Genomic DNA, 16,867 nt, shown 5'->3' with positions numbered 1-16,867 from the left:
CCGCCGGTCAGCTCAGGATGCCGAGCTGCCGCGCTTCGAACAGTGCTTCGGCCTTGTTGTGCACGTCGAGCTTGCCGTAGATGTTGCGCACGTGGCTCTGCACCGTCGACAGGAATATGTCCATCCGGGCGGCCACTTCGGCATACGTGAACCCGCGTGCGATCAGGCTCAGCACTTCCATCTCGCGCGGCGAAAGCGCATCGCTGGAAGGCACCGCCGCGGGTTGCGCCGGACTGCGCCCCCGCCAGCGCACGAGCAGCTGCCGCGCGATGGTGGGCGACATCGGCGAGCCGCCCGCGTGCAGGCTCAGGATGTGCGCCGCGAGGTCGGCTTCGGTGCCGTCCTTCAGCAGATAGCCGCTCGCGCCCGCCTCGAAGGCGCTGAGCATGTTGACCTCGTCGCCGAAGATCGTCAGCACCATCGTCGCGCACTGCGGCTGCAGTTCGCGGCAGCGCCGGATCACCTCGAGGCCCGGCTGGTCCGGAAGGCCGAGGTCCACCAGCAGCACATCGATCGGATGGGACTCGAACCACGCGAGCAGTTCGGCGGCGGTGGAAGCACCGAAGGCGAAGCGCAGGCTGGGTTCGGCGCGGATCACGCGCTCCAGGGCCTCGCGCATGGCCGGATCGTCTTCGACAAGGGCGACGCTGACGGAGGCTAGATTCGGCATGTGGGCGGAGGGTGGTCGGGGCGTGAATATTCTCACGTCCCGACAGACTTTTCTCTGTGACCCCGCCCCATGAACTAGGGATGTGGGGTGCGCAGGCCATCGGTAGCCTCTCTTCGTCGGCCGTCGCTCGATGGGAGTGACGGCGAGAACAACAACCTGCAAAGAACGAAAGAGAGTTCGATGAAATCAGCAAAGCGTTGGGCAATTCATGGTGCCGTGCTCGCACTGGCAGGCTCGCTGGCCGCGTGCGGCGGCGGCGGTGGGGGCAGCAGCGGTCTTGCCGCGCTCGGAACCGGAACCGGAACCAGCACCAGCACGGCCAGCAGCGGCTCCGATGGCAACGGAACGCAGACGAGCGCCAAGATCAGTGGCGTCGCCGCGGTGGGCGCGCCGCTCATCGGCACCGTCACTGTCAAGGACGCACTGGGCGCGACCCGGAGCGCGCCGATCGGCACCAACGGCAGCTATTCGATCGATGTGAGCGGCATGACCGCGCCGTTCGTGTTCCGCGCCGAGGGCTCGGCCAATGGCGTGCGTGCGATCGTCCATTCGGTCGCCACGCAGGCCGATCTCAATGGCCGCATCAACATCACGCAGCTCACCGACCTGATCGTCTCCAACATCGCGGGGCAACTCGCGCAGAACTATTTCGACAACTTCGACCAGAGCGGCAACAGCAGCCTGGCGGACAAGGCGCTGGTCGATGCCGAAGTCGTCAAGCTCAAGGAGAAGCTGCTGCCGGTGCTGACCGCGCTCGGCGTGGACGCCGCCATCGATCTTCTGCACAGCTCGTTCACGCCGCTGTCCGACCCGATCGACAAGGCGCTCGACGTGATCCGCGTGAGCTACGACACCGCGGCGAACACCGCGACCATCTCCAACGTGCTCAACACCATCGCGGTGGTGGACGCGCTCGCGGTCAAGGCCGCGGCGGAAACCTCGCCCGCGACGCTGAGCGACGCCAACGTGGCGTCCGGCGCGACCGACCAGGATCTCGTGCGGCAGGTGCTCAAGGACTTCACCGCGAAGTTCACGAACGGATCGCCCAGGAGCGCGGACCTGACGCCGCTGATGACCAGCGGCTTCCTCTGGAGCGACTCGGACCGCGCGACCGCGGTGGCCGAGTTCACCTCGAACACGGCGCTCGTCGGCGTCACGTTCACCGACATCGAGTTCCGCCAGATCGACTACGACAACCCGAACGGCGTGACCGCGCACCTGTCGTTCTCCGTGAGGACGGGCAGCGGCGTGGAGCTCGGCCGCTTCGACAACTGGAAGGTGCGCAAGAGCCCGACGGACGGCCTCTGGCGGCTGCACGGCGACCAGCGCTCGCTCGACCTCGAGTGGTTCGCGGTCACGACGCAGCACCATGGACTGCCGGGCAGCGCGGACTGCGTGAAGACGGGCCTGGAGTTCAACATCGAGGATCCCGTGAAGACCAACGACGGCAGCACCCCCATCAAGTACATCATCGTGCAGGGCCCGGGCCTGCCGTCGGGGGGTGTGCGCTATGAGGAGCCTGCGCTCGGCGGTCGCTGGCTGATCAACGGCATCGGCACCGAGACCTACCTGCTGGCCACCACCTGCGCCAACACCATCGCTGCCGGGATGAGCGATGCGCAGATCGCCGCCATCCCCGACAACGCGCAGTACACGCTGACCCCGTACGACAGCAGCGACACGCTGGTGAAGTCGCCGAGCGCACCGAGCGACGGCATCTATCGCTTCAAGATCGAACGGCGCCCGCTCACGCTGGCGGAGGCTGGCGCGTCGGGTGTCTTCCCGGTGATCGATGCGTCGACGATCGGCGCGTTCAACGCCTTCCCCACCACCGGCGGCACGATCCCGTTCGGCGCGAGCAATCTCTACCCGCTGTCGCAGGCGTACGTGCAGATGAAGCGCTCGGACGCGGGCTACGCCACGATCGACAACGTCGAGCAGTCCGCGCTGCCGAACGCCTCGGGCGCCATCTCGACCACCCTCTCCTTCGGGAACGCCCCCTTGGTCGCATCGCAGATGATGTGGGTCGAATCGCCCGACCAGAACCGCCGCAGCATCCAGACCTACTATCACAAGTAGAGATCGCGGGCACCGGCGCGGGTCGCGGGAGGCGGCCCGCGCGGATTCGATTGCTTCGGGTGGGTCACGCATCTACCATCCAGACCTCGCACTGCCCGGGGGAACCACCATGCAGCAAGCCGACACCCTCCGCAATTCCTGGCCCGTCCTCGACTACGCGCAGTGGCGGGAGACCTTGCAGACCCTGCACCTGTGGACACAGATCGTCGGCAAGGTCCGCCTGACCTTGTCGCCCTGGCTCAACCATGGATGGCAGGTGCCGCTGTACGTCACTGCGCGCGGACTCGGCACCTCGGCCATCCATGCCGGGGGCGGCATGGTCGAGGTCGAGTTCGACTTCGTCGACCACCGGCTGGTCGTGCGAAGCTCCGAAGGAACCGATGGCGGCTTCGATCTGGCGCCGATGTCGGTCGCCTCCTTCTACCGTCGCCTGATGCGCGAGCTGCAGACGGCGGGGTTCCCCGTCACGATCAACGTCGTGCCCAACGAGCTGCCCTCGCCGATCCGCTTTCCCGATGACGAGATGCACGCGTCCTACGACGCGGAAGCGGTGCATCGCTTCTGGCGTGCGCTGGTGCAGGTCGATCGCCTGTTCAAGATTTTCCGCACCAGCTTCCTCGGCAAGTGCAGCCCGGTGCACTTCTTCTGGGGCAGCTTCGATCTGGCGGTCACGCGCTTCTCGGGCCGTGCGGCGCCGGTGCATCCGGGCGGTTTTCCGGGACTGCCCGATCCGGTGACGCGTGAAGCCTATTCGCACGAGGTCAGCAGTGCCGGCTTCTGGCCCGGCAACGACGCGTATCCGAATGCGGCGTTCTTTTCCTATGCCTATCCGACCCCGGCAGGGTTCGGGCAGGCGAACGTCGGTCCCGGCGAGGCGATCTGGAGCGATGCGATGGGCGAGTGGCTGTTGCCCTACGACGCCGTGCGGAAGGCGGCGGATCCCGATGCGGCGCTGCTGGAATTCCTGTCCTCCAGCTATGGCGCGGCCGCCGATCTCGCCGGCTGGGATCGCAGCCTGGCCTGCGGCGTCGGCGTGCCGGGCAGGCCGAGGCCGGTTCACGGCTAGGAAGGGACCCTAGAACACGGCTTTCGCCGTACGCCGGCAAGGGACAAGATAGGAAGCTAAACTTCGTAGTCTTCCTGTCCAATGCCGCCGCTCGTCCGGCAGCGGAGGACCGCATGCACGCCCAAGGAGCAATGCGCTTGTCCACCGACCTTGCCAACCACCAAACCGACACCGCCCACGCCCTCGCGGTGGAACTGCGCATGCTCGCCGGGCAGCTGCGCCGCCGCCTGCGGCAGGAAGCCTCCGTCGCCGACTGGACCGAATCGCAGCGCGCGGTGCTCCTGCGGCTGGAGCGCCAGGACGGCGCCACGGTGACCGAACTCGCGCAGGCAGAGGGCGTGCGATCGCAGTCCATGGGCGCCACCGTGTCCACGCTGATGGAGGCCGGCTGGGTCAAGGGTGCGCCGGACCCGGTCGATGGCCGCCGCACGCTGCTGTCGATCACGCCGCAGACGCGCAAGATGTTCCGGCAGGTCCGCGCCGCGCGCGAGGACTGGCTGCAGCGCACCATCTCCGCACGCTATTCCGCGACTGAGCAGAAACAGCTCGCCGGCGCCGTTCGCCTGCTGCAGCGGCTGCTGGAGGCGTGATGGGCAACACGTTCCGTTCCCTCGGCATTCGCAACTATCGTCTCTGGGCAGCCGGTGCGCTGGTGTCCAACATCGGCACCTGGATGCAGCGCACCGCGCAGGACTGGCTGGTGCTGACGCACCTGACGAACCACAACGCGACCGCCGTCGGCATCGTGATGGCGCTGCAGTTCGGCCCGCAACTCGTGCTGCTGCCCTTCACCGGACTCGCAGCCGACCGGCTGAACCGCCGCAAGCTGCTGATCGCCACGCAAGCCTCGATGGGCCTGCTGGCGCTCGGACTGGGCCTGCTCACGGTCAGCGGCATGGCGCAGCTCTGGCACGTCTACGTATTCGCGCTGCTGCTGGGCTGCGTCGCGGCCTTCGATGCGCCGGCGCGCCAGACCTTCGTGGCCGAGCTGGTGTCGGATGCCGAACTGGCCAACGCCGTGGCGCTCAACTCCACCTCATTCAATGCCGCACGCATGGTGGGGCCCGCGGTGGCCGGGCTGGTGATCGCGGCCACCGGCCCCGGCGAGGCTTTCCTGCTCAACGCGCTCTCCTTCGTGGCGGTGCTGATTTCGCTGGCCTGTCTGCGCCGGGGCGAACTGTTCAAGCGGCACGACGCGGCGGGACGGAAGAAGGCCGGCCTGATGGACGGCTTCCGCTACGTCTGGAACCGCCCCGATCTGCGCGCCCTCCTCGCCATGCTGTTCCTCGTGGCGACGTTCGGCCTGAACTTCCCGATCTTCATCTCGACGATGTCGGTCGGCGCCTTCCACGGCGGCCCCAGCCAGTACGGCCTGCTCTCGTCGACGATGGCGATCGGCTCGGTCACGGGCGCGCTGCTGGCCGCGCGTCGGGCCAAGCCGCGCTTCGGATTGCTGATCGTGGGCTCGGCGGTGTTCGGCCTGAGCTGCACAGCGGCGGCGCTGATGCCGAACGTCATCGGCTTCGGCATCGCCCTGATCGTGACCGGCGTGGCCGCGCAGACGATCACCACGTCGACCAACAGCCTGGTGCAGCTCTCCACCGAGCCGGCCTTGCGCGGGCGTGTCATCGCCATCCTGCTGGCGACCCTGCTGGGCAGCACGCCGATCGGCGCGCCGGTGGTGGGCTGGGTGGCCGATACCTTCGGCCCGCGCTGGGCGATGGGGGTGGCGGCTGCGGCTGGCCTCTGCTCCGCGGCGATCGGGCTGCGCCATCTCGTCAAGTACCACGGGCTGCGGCTGTGGGTCGATGGTTATCGGCTGCGCATCGGGTCTCATCCTGCGGCTGGGGAGCCGAGCGGCGAAATTTCTCGGACGATTTAATTCAACGGTATAAGCAGTTAGGTTACATTTTGATGTAACATTAAGTCTTACACCTGAAGCTACGGAATTGAGTCCACGCCCATGTCGCGCTTGCTCCTGATGCGAAAGAACAGTGCCCCGAAACAAATCGAACTGTCTGGCGAACGGACCCTCGTCGGACGCGATGCGAGCAACGACCTGCGGATCGACCATCCCCAGGTGAGCCGGCACCATGTGGAGTTCCGCGTCGAAGGGGCCACCACCTGGCTCATCGATCTGGCGAGCCGAAACGGGACGCTGCTCAACGGCCGACCGGTGAAGCACTGCGCACTGCAGCACGGGGATGTGATCGGCATCGGTGATTGCAGCCTCCGCTTCCTGACACGCCACACCCACTTCGAGCTCCCGAAGGATCTGGCGCTCTCGAACTGAGTCCATCGCCGGGCGTTCACGGCGCGCCCGTGCGCTGCTTGACATGCAGGTATTTGCCTGCATATTATTCGCCCACGCAAGAACGCAACGGATGGACGCTGACAAGGTATTCAAGGCGCTGGGCGACCCGACGCGCAGAAAGCTGCTCGACCTGCTCTACGAGAGCAACGGGCAGACGCTCGGCGAACTCTGCGAGCACCTCGACATGGCGCGGCAGTCGGTGACGCAGCACCTCGGCCTGCTCGAGGACGCGAATCTGGTGAGCATCGTCTGGCGCGGCCGCGAGAAGCTGCATTTCATCAACCCGGTGCCGCTGCACGCGGTCTACGAGCGGTGGGTGCGCAAGTTCGAACGCCGGCGGCTCGGCCTGCTGCACGACCTGAAGAAGGAACTCGAAGGAGAGTGACATGACCATGAGCAAAGAGAAGACCCGCTTCGTCTACGTGACCTACATCCGCTCGACGCCCGAGAAGGTATTCGAGGCCCTCACCAAGCCGGAGATGACGCGGCGCTACTGGGGCCACGAGAACGTGTCCGACTGGAAGCCCGGATCCACGTGGGAGCATGTGCGCGCCAACGAGCAGCGCACGGTCAACATCGTCGGCAAGGTGGTCGAGGCTTCGCCGCCGTCGCGGCTCGTCATCAGTTGGGCGAGTCCGTCGGAGGCCGCCGATCCCGACAGCTACAGCCGCGTGACCTTCGAGGTCGAGCCCTGGGAGGACACGGTGCGGCTGACCGTCACGCACGACGAACTCGAGACCGGCAGCGCCATGGCCAAGGGCGTCACGCAGGGATGGCCGATCGTTCTCTCGAGCCTCAAGTCCTTGCTCGAAACCGGGCAAGGCATCGACGTGTTCGCCAGGCCCAAGCCGGTTTGAAAAGGGAGCCGCCCATGACCCAGCCCTACACCGGCGGATGCGCGTGCGGCGCGATCCGCTACGCGACGAATCACGCACCGATCTTCCAGAACCATTGCCAGTGCCGCGACTGCCAGCGGAGAAGCGGCACCGGGCACGGTTCCTACCTGACCTTTCCCGCGCGTGCCGAGATGACGATCACCGGCGAGGCCACGCAATGGGAAGTCGCCGGCGACAGCGGCAACATCAAGATCCACGCCTTCTGCCCGGTCTGCGGAACGCCGGTGTACCTGCGCTTTGCCGCGATGCCGGACCTGATCGCAGTCGCTGCGGCCAGCCTGGACGAACCGGACCGCTTCGCGCCGCAGGTGCTGACGTACAGCCTGCGCGGGCTGACGTGGGATGCCATCGATCCCTCGCTGAAGGCCTTCGAGCGGATGCCGACCGCCTGAGCACATCGGCGCAACGGCGGTTTGCCCCTTATCACGATCTGTGATAACACCGGCGCATGGAACTCACAGAGCTTGATCTCAACCACCTCGTCCTTTTCCATCAGCTGACGGTCGAACGCAGCGTTTCCCGGGTGGCCGAGACCCTCGGCGTGTCACAGCCCGCAGTCAGCAACTCGCTCGCCAAGCTCCGGCGGCAGCTTGGCGACGCCCTCTTCGTCCGCACCGGCGCCGGCATGGTCCCCACGCCCTTCGCGGAGCAACTGGCCGAGCCGGTCGGCAAGGCGCTGGGCCTGATCCACGGCGGCCTGAACCTGCAGCCGCAGTTCGATCCGGCGAGTGCCAAGCGCCTTCTCACGATCGGAATGACCGACATCGGCGAGGTCGTGTTCCTGCCGGCGCTCTTGAAGCGGCTTCGCGAAGTCGCTCCCGGCGTGCGCCTGAACACGGTGCGCAACTCGGTCGCCAATCTTCGCGACGACATGGAGTCCGGCAAGGTCGACCTCGCGATCGGCCCGCTGCCGCAACTCCGGGGCGGCTTCTTCCAGCGAAAGCTCTTCCGCCAGCGCTATGTGTGCGTGTTCCGGCGCGGGCATCGGCTCGACCGCAAGCGCATCACGATGGCGGACTTCAAGGCCGCCGAACATCTTGCGATCGTTTCGGCGGGGACGGGTCATGGCAAGGTCGACGATCTGCTGCGCCGCGCGGGCGTGGATCGAAACATCATCCTTTCGGTGCCGCATTTCGTGAGCGTCGGCCACATCCTTCGCGAGACCGACCTCGTCGCGACGGTGACCGAGACGCTGGCCGCGAGCCTCGTGGAACCCTTCCAACTGAGCTATCGCCCGCATCCCGCCGCGCTGCCCGAGGTCGCCATCAACGTGTTCTGGCATGCGAAGGTGCATCGCTCCCCGATCCATCAATGGCTCAGGGAGCTGGTGTTCGAGCTCTTCGGGCAGGACAGCGGCCGGGTCGGCGCGATCTCGACCTGACGCTTCTTCTACGCGCCCACTTCGCCGATCTGCATCCGGTGGGCGTGCAGTGCCTCGAAGATCGGCGCATCGCCGAACCGGAACAGGTCCAGGCCCGGCACGTCGCGCGACGCGCGGGCCGTGAAGGGCGCCCAGGAAGGCACCACGAACATGTCGCCGCGAGCCACTTCCCACTCGCGTTCACCGACCGTCACGGTTCCCGTGCCGTCGAACACCTGGAACACCGACGAGCCCACCTCCCGCCGAACGCGCGATTCGGCGCCGGCGCGGAGGCGATGCATCTCGCAGCGGATGGTCGGCATCACGTCGCCGCCGGTACTCGGATTGGTGAAGCGCACCGCTGCATGCCCGGGACTCAGCGTGACCTGGTGGCCTTCCTGCTCCAGCGCGAGCTGGTCCGCGAGCGCCCTGTCGGTGTCGACCCAGCGATAAGCCAGCAAGGGCGTCGCCGACGGCGAATCGGGCTGAGACAGCGGGCGCAGGCCCGGATGACCCCACAGGCGCTCCGATCGCGAGCGCTCCGGCGTGCTCTTTTCGGCGGCGCCGATGCGTTCGCGCCCGACCTCGAAGAACTGGCTTTCGGTGTAGTACGAGAACGGAATATCGAGCCCGTCGATCCACGCCATCGGCTCGGTGGCAGCGTTGTGATGCGCGTGCCAGTTCCAGCCGGCCTGCGGCAGGAAGTCGCCCCGCGACATGCGCACCGGATCGCCGTTGACGACAGTCCACACGCCCTCGCCTTCGACGACGAAGCGGAAGGCATGCTGCGTGTGCCTGTGCTCCGGCGCATCTTCGCCGGGCATCAGGTACTGGATCGCGGCCCAGAGCGTCGGCGTGGCGAACGGCCTGCCGCCCAGCGAGGGGTTCGCGAGCGCGATCGCACGCCGCTCGCCGCCGCGGCCGACCGGCACGATGCGGCCCGCTTCAGACGCGAGTTCGACGAGGCGGTCCCAGCGCCACAGGTGCGGACTGGCCTTCGACCTCGGATGACGCGGCATGAGATCGCCGATCTCCGTCCACAGAGGCACCAGCAACTCGCGCTCGAATCCGCGATAGAGGCGTTCGAGCGCTTCGGAGGGCTCCGGCTGCCCGGGACCATGGACCGCACTGAGCCTCACGGGCGACGGCGGCGGAGCGTTCGGGTTGGCGGCGGTCATGCCTGCTCCGGCCCGACGTTCAGCGCGATGGAGCCGACGCCGGCCACGCGGCCTTCGATGCGGTCGCCCGGCTTCACCGGTCCGACGCCCGCGGGCGTGCCGGTGTAGATCAGGTCGCCCGGCTGCAGGTGGTAGTACTTCGAGAGATCGGCGATCAGCTCGGGGATCGACCAGATGAGCCGCGACAGGTCGGACTTCTGGCGGACCTCGCCATTCACCGTCATCACGAGTTCGCCGCTGCCCTGCACCACGCCGGGGGCCGGCACGATCTCGGAGACCACGGACGAATCCTCCACGTCCTTGCCCAGATCCCATGGGCGGCCCTTCTCGCGCGCCACCAGTTGCAGGTCGCGGCGGGTCATGTCGAGGCCGCAGGCATAGCCGTAGATCAGCGAAGCGGCCTGCTCTTCGCTCACGCGAAAGCCGGGCGCGCCGATCGCGACGACGAGTTCCATCTCGTGCTGGTAGTCGCGCGTGCCCGGCGGATAAGCGACCGTCGCGCCCGAGGCGACCAGCGTCGACGGGCTCTTCGTGAAATAGAACGGCACCTCGACCGACTTGTCGACCGGCCGCCCCATCTCGATCGCATGTGCGTGGTAGTTGCGGCCGACGAAGAAGAGCCGGTTGACCGGGTAGCGTTCGCTGCGCCCTTGCACGGCGATCGACGGAACCGGCGGTGGGTTCCAGAGGTAGGTGGGTGGGTTCATGTCTTGTCCTTTCTTCAGGTGGGTTCCGGGCTCGCGCGCCGCCGCGGTGCGCGTGTGGCTTCGGCACGATGCGACGCCGACTTGTCGTGATCGATCAGCAGCACGGCCACCATGCCGACGAGCGCCGGCAATGCGATGGCGAGGAAGTTCTGCTCGAGCGGCAGGTTCATGCCGACCAGCAGGCCGATGAGGATCGGCGCGATGATCGCCCCGCTGCGGCCGATGCCGAGTGCCCAGCCGAGACCGGTCGAGCGGACCGCCATCGGATAGAACTGGCCGGTGTAGGCATTGGCCACGATCTGCGTGCCGATGGTCGAAGCACCTGCAAGCGCAACCAGCACGTAGAGCGCCGCGGTCGGCATCCTGAAGCCCAGCAGCGTGACCGACACAGCCGCGAGCGCGTACATCCCGGCGAGCACGACCTTGATGTGGAAGCGGTCCGCGAGCCAGCCGCCGCCAACCGAGCCGACGATCGCGCCGACGTTCAGCACGAGCACGAAGGTGAGCGCCGAACCGAGGCTGTAGCCCGCGTTGGCCATGAGCTTGGTGAGCCACGAACTCAGCGCGTACACCATGAACAGGCACATGAAGAACGCGACCCAGAACATCACGGTGCTGAAGCCGCGGCCTTCGGCGAACAGATGCCGGATCGGCGCGTTGTCGGCCTTGTCCTCGCGCGGCACCACGAACTCGTCGCCGCCTTGCGGGCGGTAGCCCGGGTCAAGGCGCCCGGCGATGGATTTCAATTCGTCCACCCTGCCCCTGGCAAGCAGGAAGGGCATCGACTCGGGCATCAGCCGGAGCATCGGCGGGATGAGCACGACCGGAAGCGCAGCGGCGAAGAACACCGATTGCCATCCGTAGGTCTCGATGAGCCCCCTGCCGAGCACGGCCGCGACGATGCCGCCGACCGCATAGCCGCTGAACATCAGTGTCACGAGCGTTGCCCGCATGCGCCGGGGCGAATACTCGGTCATCTGCGCCACCACGTTCGGCATGACGCCGCCGATGCCGACGCCTGCGAAGAAGCGCGCGATGCCGAAGACGAGCGGGTCCCGTGTCAGGCCCGCCGCCGCCGTGAACAGGCTGAACAGCAGGATGCAGATCGCGATCGTCCAGCGGCGACCGATGCGATCGGCGACCGTACCGAAGACGATCGCCCCGAACATCATTCCGAACAGGGCCGAGCTCACCATGAAGCCGGCGTGGGTCGGGTCCACGTGAAGGTCCTTCATGATCGAAGGCAGCGCCGCGCCCACGACGGCGAGGTCGTAGCCGTCGAAGATGATGATGAGCGCGCAGATGATGAGGACCCGCAGGTGGAATCCGTTGAAGCGGGCCTCGTCGGCCAGCGCGTGAATGTTGATCTTTCGCATGAAGCGTTGTCTCCGTGGTCGTTCTCGAGTCGTGTGTCAGATCCTGGCCATCGCCACGTCGTGGTCGGCCAGCCGCGCCGCGTCGACCGCCTTGCGCTGCTCGATCAGGCGGCGCGCGAATCGCAGGTCGCGCGCGGCATTGATGCCGATCGCTGCCTTGACCACCTCGCCATCGAGGTAGAAAAGCAGGAAGCTGCCCGCATCCGCTTGGCCTCGCATCACGACGCGATCCGTCGCCGCAGGCATGCCGTAGATCTGCAGGTTCATGTCGTACTGGTCGGACCAGAACCACGGCAGCGGCTGATGGTCCACGTCTTGCCCGAGCGCCGAGCGCGCGGCGGCCATGCCCTGCTCCTGCGCGTTCTGCCAGGACTCCAGGCGCAGGCGGCGACCGGCCCAGCGGTTGGGCGTCACCGCGACATCGCCGGCCGCGAGGATGTCCGGATCGGAACTCACGCAGCGCGTGTCGACGAGCACGCCGCCGTCGCATTCGAGGCCTGCCTCGCGGGCCAGCTCGTCGTTCGGGATCAGGCCGACGCCGGCGAAGAGCGCATCGGCGCGCAATGTCTCGCCGTCGCCGAGTTCGACCGTCGAGCGGCCATCGTCATCGATGCCCAAGGCCTTGACCTTCGCGTCGAGCACGACTCGCGTACCGTGCGCGCGATGGAGCGCCAGCAGGTGCGCCGACACCTGCGCCGGAACGCTGCGCTCGCAGAGGCGGAATTGCGATTCGAGCACCACCACGTCGAGGCCCTTCTTGCGCGCCGTCGCGGCCACTTCGAGGCCGATCCATCCGCCGCCGATCACCACGAGACTGCGCGCGCTGCCGAGCGCGGAACCCAGTCGCTCTGCATCGCCGATGGTGCGCAGCGTGTGAATGCGCGCCGTATCGGCGCCCGGCACCGCCAGCGGGCGGGCGCGTCCGCCGGAACAGAGGATCAGCTTGTCGTAGGCGAGCGGTTCGCCATCGGCCAGTTCGATCCGCTTGCCTGCACGGTCGATGCGCGCGACGCGCGTTGCGGGCCGCCAGTCGAGATCGAGCGCGGCGAACGCGGCTTCCTTGAAGAGCCAGGTGCTCTCCGCTGCGGCCTCGCCCGCGAGCAGCGCCTTCGACAGTGGCGGCCGCTCGTGCGGCACATGCGCCTCGTCGCCGAGGAGCACGATGCGCCCGCCGAAGCCTTCGGTGCGCAAGGTCTGCGCCGCCCAGCCGCCGGCCTGTCCCGCACCGACGATCACGATGGTCGCGTCCGGGCGAACGCCGGCCGCGACACCCATTGCCATGGTGTCCATGTAGACCTCGGAAAAGTGGAGAAGAACTACTCGATCGCGAGCCAGATCCGGCCGCCTTCGACCTTCACCGGATAGCTGCGGATCGCTTCGGTGACCGGCGCGCAGTTCGGCTTGCCGGTGCGCACATCGAACTTGCCCTGGTGCAGCGGGCACTCGATCTCGTGGCCTTCGAGGAAGCCGTCGCACAGGCGTGCGTGGCCATGCGAGCAGATGTTGTCGGTGGCGAACACCTCGCCTTCGACGCTGTAGAGCGCGATGTCGCGTCCGGCCACCGCCAGACCGATCACGTCTTCCTGCGGCACCTCGTCGTGTGCGGCCGCGTCAACCCAGTTGATCGTCATGGAGTGCCTCTCTTCAGATGGGGTAGATGATCGAGTTCGGGATCATTTCGCTGTCGTAGACCACGACACGCGATGCGAACCGGAGCCCCTCGGGGGTGCGCACGACCTCGTCGATCGTTCGCCCCACGTTGAAGACCGTGCTTTCCTTGGACAGCCGCGTCCGGAACACCGCGTAGTTGGCCTCGCAATGGATGCGCCCATCCGCATCGGTCTTGCGCACGATCGGCGCGCCGACCACATGGCGCTGGTAGTACGGGTCGTGGAACAGCGTCTCGCGGATGCCGTAGACGCGGTCCTTGAGCATGCCCTTGCTGTCGAAGGCGAGGGTCGCGAGCGGAAAGCCCCGCTCATGGTTCTCGCGCGGCTGCAGCTTGTAGACGCAGTCGTCGGTGAAGAATTCGGGCCATGCATCCCAGTCGGCCCGGTCGAGCGCCGAGGCGTACTCGGCATAGAGCTGCGTGAGTTCGAAGTAGTCCTGGAATTCCATCATCAGGCCTCCATCGCCTTGCGCCAGTACTCGTACATGCCGCGGATCAGGGTCTCGGTCACCATGTGATCCGTGTCGCCCACCTCGCGCCCGCCGAGTTCCGCGACGGTGCGATGGAAGGGCTTGGTCTCGAAACCTTCCTGCGACCACTCGATGACCTCGCCGTCGTCCGCCGACACGAAGCCGGCCGGGCCGAAGAGGTTCGCCTGGCGCAGCCGCCGCTGGGTCATCTCCTCGGTGTCGTCCTCGAAGCCGAAGTGCGTCCAGACGAAATCGAAGGCGCCATGGCCGTCAGGCTGGATGTGCCGCGTCGACACGCTGTTGACCTGCTGCTGGAAGATCACGCTCGGGAAGATCGTGGTCATCACCGCGGTCGGCCCGTCCCACCAGGGCTCCTGCACGATGTCGAGGAAGCGCGCATCGTGCAGCTGCATGCTGTCCTTGAAGCTCGACACCTGCGTCACCTGATCGGCCTTCCCGGCCGCGCCGCGCGTCGACACCATCGCCGCGTGGCGGTGGCGCTCGTCCATCAGCAGCTGCGACTTGTTGTCCGCACGCCAGAGCCCGAAGGTCACGAACCAGGTGTGGAGCAGCCCGGGGTGGTACGGGTCCTTGATGTTCTCCTGCATCAGCTTCCAGTTGCCCGGAATGCGCTGGCGGTTGTAGCCGAGGATCTTGAGCTTGCGGCCGTTGAAGAGGCGATCGAAGTAGCCGAGGATCACCGGGCCGAGGAAGTCCTCGAGCGATTCGACTTCATGGTCGAACGACGCGAACACGACGCCGCCGCGCGTGGCGACCTTGAGCTTGGTGAGCCCGTGGTCGTCAGGCTTGAAGTCCGCCGGCATGCCGCCGTGGACCTTGCCGTCCTGCTTCACACCGCGCCGGAAGGGCACGCCCTGCAGGTCGCCCGAGAGCGTGTAGTTCCACTGGTGGTAGGGGCAGGTGAAGCTCTCGCGATTGCCGTGCCGCTCGCGGCAGAAGGCCATGCCGCGATGCGCGCAGACGTTCTCCACCACATGGATCGATCCATCCTTGTCGCGCACCATGATGACCGAGCGCTCGCCGACCACGGTGCGCTTGAAGTCGCCGGCATTCGGGACTTCGGCTTCGAGGCCGACATAGCACCAGTGGTTTCGATAGAAGAAACGATCGAGTTCCTTCCTGTAGATCGCTTCGTCGGTGTAGGCCTGGAAGGGAATCCGGCTGGTTCCATCGCTTTCCCACTGGATGCGGGGCGGGAACACCGTGACGGGGCATTCGCTCATGGGGTCTCCTTGCTACGGGCAGCCACTGAAGGTCGCCTTGGCTTTGATGTTCGGCCGCACTACCCGGCGGCCTGGGACGAATCATTGATTTCGCGCAATATTCCGTCAATGCGGCGTACGTGATTCGCTACATCACAAAGAGAAATAGTGAGGATTCCCGATCAAGGCTCCCCCGCAGGCGCCGGCACGCAGCGGCTGTTCGGCTGGCGAGGTCGCAGGTAGAGGCTGACCCGATGGTCCGGGCTGGCGAAGAGCGGCTGCGAGGGCGCAGTCAGCAGGCGCAGGCCCTCCCCGAGCGCGCCTTCCTGCCGCCGTGGATCGCCGATCAGCAAGAGATAGTCCACGGGGATGCCCGAGGCCTTTTCGAAACCGGCGACGTCCACCGCATCGAAGGTCGTTCCCCGGTAGTGAGGCGGCCAGTGAAAGATCAGGCGCTGCGGCTCGACCTGCGGCAGGAAGCGCACCGGGTAGTTGGGCAGGCGCGCCAGGTAGTTGAACAGGACCAGCCGGTCATCGTGCGCCTCCAGCCGGCTCGCGTTCTGGAAGTACGGCATGCGCGTGGTCGCAATGGCGCCGCCGGTCGAATCGACCGGCCTGCTTTCCAGCACGACGGGCAGGACGGTGCAATGCGCGCCCACGAGCCGGTCGACCTGCCGCAACGGCTCCATCTGCGCGCGGACCAGCGCTTCGTTCTTCATCGTGCTTCCGAGCAGCGCGAAGGAGACCGCGCTCACGAATCCCAGCAGGCCCCAGGCCGCACGAGCGGAGAAGGATTGCTGGGCCAGCAGCAGAACAATCCAGAAATAAGGAAAGAGGATGAGCCGGTAGAAGTGCGTCCAGCCGCCGCCCATCGTGTCCGGGAAAGCGAACATCAGCACGACCGAGACCGCCAGAGCGGCCAGCGTGGCGACCATGGCGTCGACCGCGCGATCCGGCAGGCGGCTCCCCTGTCGGATGATCCGGACGACGGCCCAGGCGAGCGAGGCCGCAAGGCCCAGGCTCAGGGCCAGCGCAATGATCGAGTCGGCGCCCCCGGTCTGCCGCAGGATGCTCAGCCGGCCGGCGCTGATGGCGCGTTCCCACGGGCCCGGCCCGAACAGGACCGGCGTGCCGGCCGATTCGGACAGCGACATCCACAGCAGCGGCAGGGGAATCAGCATCGCGAGGATGGCGCGCCACTGCTGCATCAGGGCGGCGACCGGACCCGCCCGCTCGCGCCGCCATGCAAGCGCCACATGCCCCGCCGTGAGGGCACCCACGCCCGCCATCGCCGCCACGAAGCCGCCCGCATGGGTCGTCAGCTCGAGGCTCAGCAAGGCGCCAAGGCCCACGGACCACGCGAGCGATCGCGCTTCCTGCAGCTTCCAGAAGGCCGCCACGACGAGGAAGAACACGGCGGTCGACAGGCAGTAGTTGTACAGGCCCAGGAAGAACAACTGGTTCAGCGACAGCGGAAAGACGAAGATCGCGAGCCAGGCGTTGTCCCGCCGGATCGCGCGCAGCGCGCACCACGCCGCGATCGTCGGTGCCAGCAGGCACAGGAGCTGGACGATCGACTCCGCGATGCGCACCGAGCTGAGCTCGACCAGCCCGGCCATCAACAGGTACGGCAGCAGGTTGGGCGTGAGCCGCAGGTCGACCCGGTACGCCTCGCGCTGGAGCGCACGGCCCTGATCGTCGTGGAGGTGCGCGATCAGGTCCGCGAAGGCCAGGTGGACGGGCCCGTCGTTCGTCGCGAAAGGCTGCTGGGCCATGGCCATCGCCACCAGCAGCGCCAGAAGACCCAGGACCGCGCAGCCTGCCAGCGACACGGCTTTCATCATCCGCGGCATCGGGCG

General features: G+C 67.0%; 18 protein-coding genes. 9 read left to right on the top strand and 9 right to left on the bottom strand.

Features of this window, described 5'->3' with window-relative positions; translation table 11 throughout:
• Positions 1–7: 7 nt before the first annotated feature.
• A complete protein-coding gene (locus tag WKW77_RS06275; protein WP_340355981.1) occupies positions 8–670 on the bottom strand; it encodes a response regulator in 663 nt (220 codons plus the stop codon).
• Between the two features lie 180 nt (positions 671–850).
• On the opposite strand from WKW77_RS06275, the gene WKW77_RS06270 reads away from it, so the two are divergent.
• From WKW77_RS06270 to WKW77_RS06230, 9 genes are all read left to right on the top strand, one after another.
• Complete coding sequence (locus WKW77_RS06270) at positions 851–2,749, top strand: hypothetical protein (protein WP_340355980.1); 1,899 nt, start codon at positions 851–853, stop codon at positions 2,747–2,749.
• A gap of 109 nt (positions 2,750–2,858) precedes the next feature.
• Entirely contained in the window at positions 2,859–3,815 is a 957-nt protein-coding gene (locus WKW77_RS06265) for a DUF5996 family protein (RefSeq protein WP_340355979.1), read from the top strand.
• Between the two features lie 137 nt (positions 3,816–3,952).
• On the top strand, positions 3,953–4,405 hold the full coding sequence (locus tag WKW77_RS06260; RefSeq protein WP_340355978.1) for a MarR family winged helix-turn-helix transcriptional regulator: 453 nt from the start codon (positions 3,953–3,955) through the stop codon (positions 4,403–4,405).
• The gene (locus tag WKW77_RS06255; RefSeq protein WP_340355977.1) at positions 4,405–5,697 is read left to right on the top strand and encodes an MFS transporter; all 1,293 of its coding nucleotides are present in this window, start codon (positions 4,405–4,407) and stop codon (positions 5,695–5,697) included. The genes WKW77_RS06260 and WKW77_RS06255 overlap by 1 nt, the downstream gene beginning before the upstream one ends.
• 81 nt (positions 5,698–5,778) lie before the next feature.
• Positions 5,779–6,108 (top strand): FHA domain-containing protein, encoded by a 330-nt coding sequence (locus WKW77_RS06250; protein WP_340355976.1) that lies wholly within the window; start codon positions 5,779–5,781, stop codon positions 6,106–6,108.
• 91 nt (positions 6,109–6,199) lie between these two features.
• Entirely contained in the window at positions 6,200–6,514 is a 315-nt protein-coding gene (locus tag WKW77_RS06245) for an ArsR/SmtB family transcription factor (RefSeq protein WP_340355975.1), read from the top strand.
• Position 6,515: 1 nt separating this feature from the next.
• A complete protein-coding gene (locus tag WKW77_RS06240) occupies positions 6,516–6,986 on the top strand; it encodes an SRPBCC domain-containing protein (protein WP_340355974.1) in 471 nt (156 codons plus the stop codon).
• Positions 6,987–7,000: 14 nt separating this feature from the next.
• Positions 7,001–7,417, top strand: a complete 417-nt coding sequence (locus tag WKW77_RS06235; RefSeq protein WP_340355973.1) for a GFA family protein — start codon at positions 7,001–7,003, stop codon at positions 7,415–7,417.
• 56 nt (positions 7,418–7,473) lie between these two features.
• Positions 7,474–8,406 carry a LysR family transcriptional regulator gene (locus tag WKW77_RS06230; protein WP_340355972.1) on the top strand — a complete coding sequence of 311 codons (933 nt, stop codon included), beginning with the start codon at positions 7,474–7,476 and terminating at the stop codon, positions 8,404–8,406.
• Positions 8,407–8,414: 8 nt separating this feature from the next.
• Here the strand turns inward: WKW77_RS06230 and WKW77_RS06225 are convergent, their stop codons facing one another.
• The 8 genes from WKW77_RS06225 to WKW77_RS06190 form a co-directional block, all read right to left on the bottom strand.
• The gene (locus tag WKW77_RS06225; protein ID WP_340355971.1) at positions 8,415–9,563 is read right to left on the bottom strand and encodes a cupin domain-containing protein; all 1,149 of its coding nucleotides are present in this window, start codon (positions 9,561–9,563) and stop codon (positions 8,415–8,417) included.
• The gene (locus WKW77_RS06220) at positions 9,560–10,270 is read right to left on the bottom strand and encodes a fumarylacetoacetate hydrolase family protein (RefSeq protein ID WP_340355970.1); all 711 of its coding nucleotides are present in this window, start codon (positions 10,268–10,270) and stop codon (positions 9,560–9,562) included. Before WKW77_RS06220 ends, WKW77_RS06225 begins: the two co-directional genes overlap by 4 nt.
• A gap of 14 nt (positions 10,271–10,284) precedes the next feature.
• Positions 10,285–11,646, bottom strand: a complete 1,362-nt coding sequence (locus tag WKW77_RS06215) for an MFS transporter (RefSeq protein ID WP_340355969.1) — start codon at positions 11,644–11,646, stop codon at positions 10,285–10,287.
• A gap of 36 nt (positions 11,647–11,682) precedes the next feature.
• Positions 11,683–12,936 carry an NAD(P)/FAD-dependent oxidoreductase gene (locus tag WKW77_RS06210; RefSeq protein WP_340355968.1) on the bottom strand — a complete coding sequence of 418 codons (1,254 nt, stop codon included), beginning with the start codon at positions 12,934–12,936 and terminating at the stop codon, positions 11,683–11,685.
• A gap of 26 nt (positions 12,937–12,962) precedes the next feature.
• Positions 12,963–13,277, bottom strand: coding sequence for a non-heme iron oxygenase ferredoxin subunit (locus WKW77_RS06205; RefSeq protein WP_340355967.1), 315 nt, complete (start codon positions 13,275–13,277; stop codon positions 12,963–12,965).
• Positions 13,278–13,290: 13 nt separating this feature from the next.
• Positions 13,291–13,764, bottom strand: a complete 474-nt coding sequence (locus WKW77_RS06200; protein ID WP_340356201.1) for an aromatic-ring-hydroxylating dioxygenase subunit beta — start codon at positions 13,762–13,764, stop codon at positions 13,291–13,293.
• A 2-nt stretch (positions 13,765–13,766) separates the two neighbouring features.
• Positions 13,767–15,029, bottom strand: a complete 1,263-nt coding sequence (locus tag WKW77_RS06195) for an aromatic ring-hydroxylating dioxygenase subunit alpha (RefSeq protein ID WP_340355966.1) — start codon at positions 15,027–15,029, stop codon at positions 13,767–13,769.
• Positions 15,030–15,190: 161 nt separating this feature from the next.
• Complete coding sequence (locus WKW77_RS06190; RefSeq protein ID WP_340355965.1) at positions 15,191–16,852, bottom strand: glycosyltransferase family protein; 1,662 nt, start codon at positions 16,850–16,852, stop codon at positions 15,191–15,193.
• Positions 16,853–16,867: the final 15 nt, after the last annotated feature.

The organism is Variovorax ureilyticus (assembly GCF_037889935.1).
In the GTDB taxonomy this organism is placed as follows: domain Bacteria; phylum Pseudomonadota; class Gammaproteobacteria; order Burkholderiales; family Burkholderiaceae_C; genus Variovorax; species Variovorax ureilyticus.
This window is presented reverse-complemented; position numbering and strand designations above follow the sequence as displayed.

Bases quoted from the DNA above. Each gene is read 5' to 3' on its own strand.
- WKW77_RS06195 (WP_340355966.1), bottom strand. From the start codon at position 15,029: ATGAGCGAATGCCCCGTCACGGTGTTCCCGCCCCGCATCCAGTGGGAA.
- WKW77_RS06200 (WP_340356201.1), bottom strand. From the start codon at position 13,764: ATGGAATTCCAGGACTACTTCGAACTCACGCAGCTCTATGCCGAGTAC.
- WKW77_RS06265 (WP_340355979.1), top strand. From the start codon at position 2,859: ATGCAGCAAGCCGACACCCTCCGCAATTCCTGGCCCGTCCTCGACTAC.
- WKW77_RS06240 (WP_340355974.1), top strand. From the start codon at position 6,516: ATGACCATGAGCAAAGAGAAGACCCGCTTCGTCTACGTGACCTACATC.
- WKW77_RS06225 (WP_340355971.1), bottom strand. From the start codon at position 9,563: ATGACCGCCGCCAACCCGAACGCTCCGCCGCCGTCGCCCGTGAGGCTC.
- WKW77_RS06275 (WP_340355981.1), bottom strand. From the start codon at position 670: ATGCCGAATCTAGCCTCCGTCAGCGTCGCCCTTGTCGAAGACGATCCG.
- WKW77_RS06230 (WP_340355972.1), top strand. From the start codon at position 7,474: ATGGAACTCACAGAGCTTGATCTCAACCACCTCGTCCTTTTCCATCAG.
- WKW77_RS06220 (WP_340355970.1), bottom strand. From the start codon at position 10,270: ATGAACCCACCCACCTACCTCTGGAACCCACCGCCGGTTCCGTCGATC.
- WKW77_RS06210 (WP_340355968.1), bottom strand. From the start codon at position 12,936: ATGGACACCATGGCAATGGGTGTCGCGGCCGGCGTTCGCCCGGACGCG.
- WKW77_RS06270 (WP_340355980.1), top strand. From the start codon at position 851: ATGAAATCAGCAAAGCGTTGGGCAATTCATGGTGCCGTGCTCGCACTG.
- WKW77_RS06205 (WP_340355967.1), bottom strand. From the start codon at position 13,277: ATGACGATCAACTGGGTTGACGCGGCCGCACACGACGAGGTGCCGCAG.
- WKW77_RS06250 (WP_340355976.1), top strand. From the start codon at position 5,779: ATGTCGCGCTTGCTCCTGATGCGAAAGAACAGTGCCCCGAAACAAATC.
- WKW77_RS06255 (WP_340355977.1), top strand. From the start codon at position 4,405: ATGGGCAACACGTTCCGTTCCCTCGGCATTCGCAACTATCGTCTCTGG.
- WKW77_RS06245 (WP_340355975.1), top strand. From the start codon at position 6,200: ATGGACGCTGACAAGGTATTCAAGGCGCTGGGCGACCCGACGCGCAGA.
- WKW77_RS06235 (WP_340355973.1), top strand. From the start codon at position 7,001: ATGACCCAGCCCTACACCGGCGGATGCGCGTGCGGCGCGATCCGCTAC.
- WKW77_RS06190 (WP_340355965.1), bottom strand. From the start codon at position 16,852: ATGATGAAAGCCGTGTCGCTGGCAGGCTGCGCGGTCCTGGGTCTTCTG.
- WKW77_RS06215 (WP_340355969.1), bottom strand. From the start codon at position 11,646: ATGCGAAAGATCAACATTCACGCGCTGGCCGACGAGGCCCGCTTCAAC.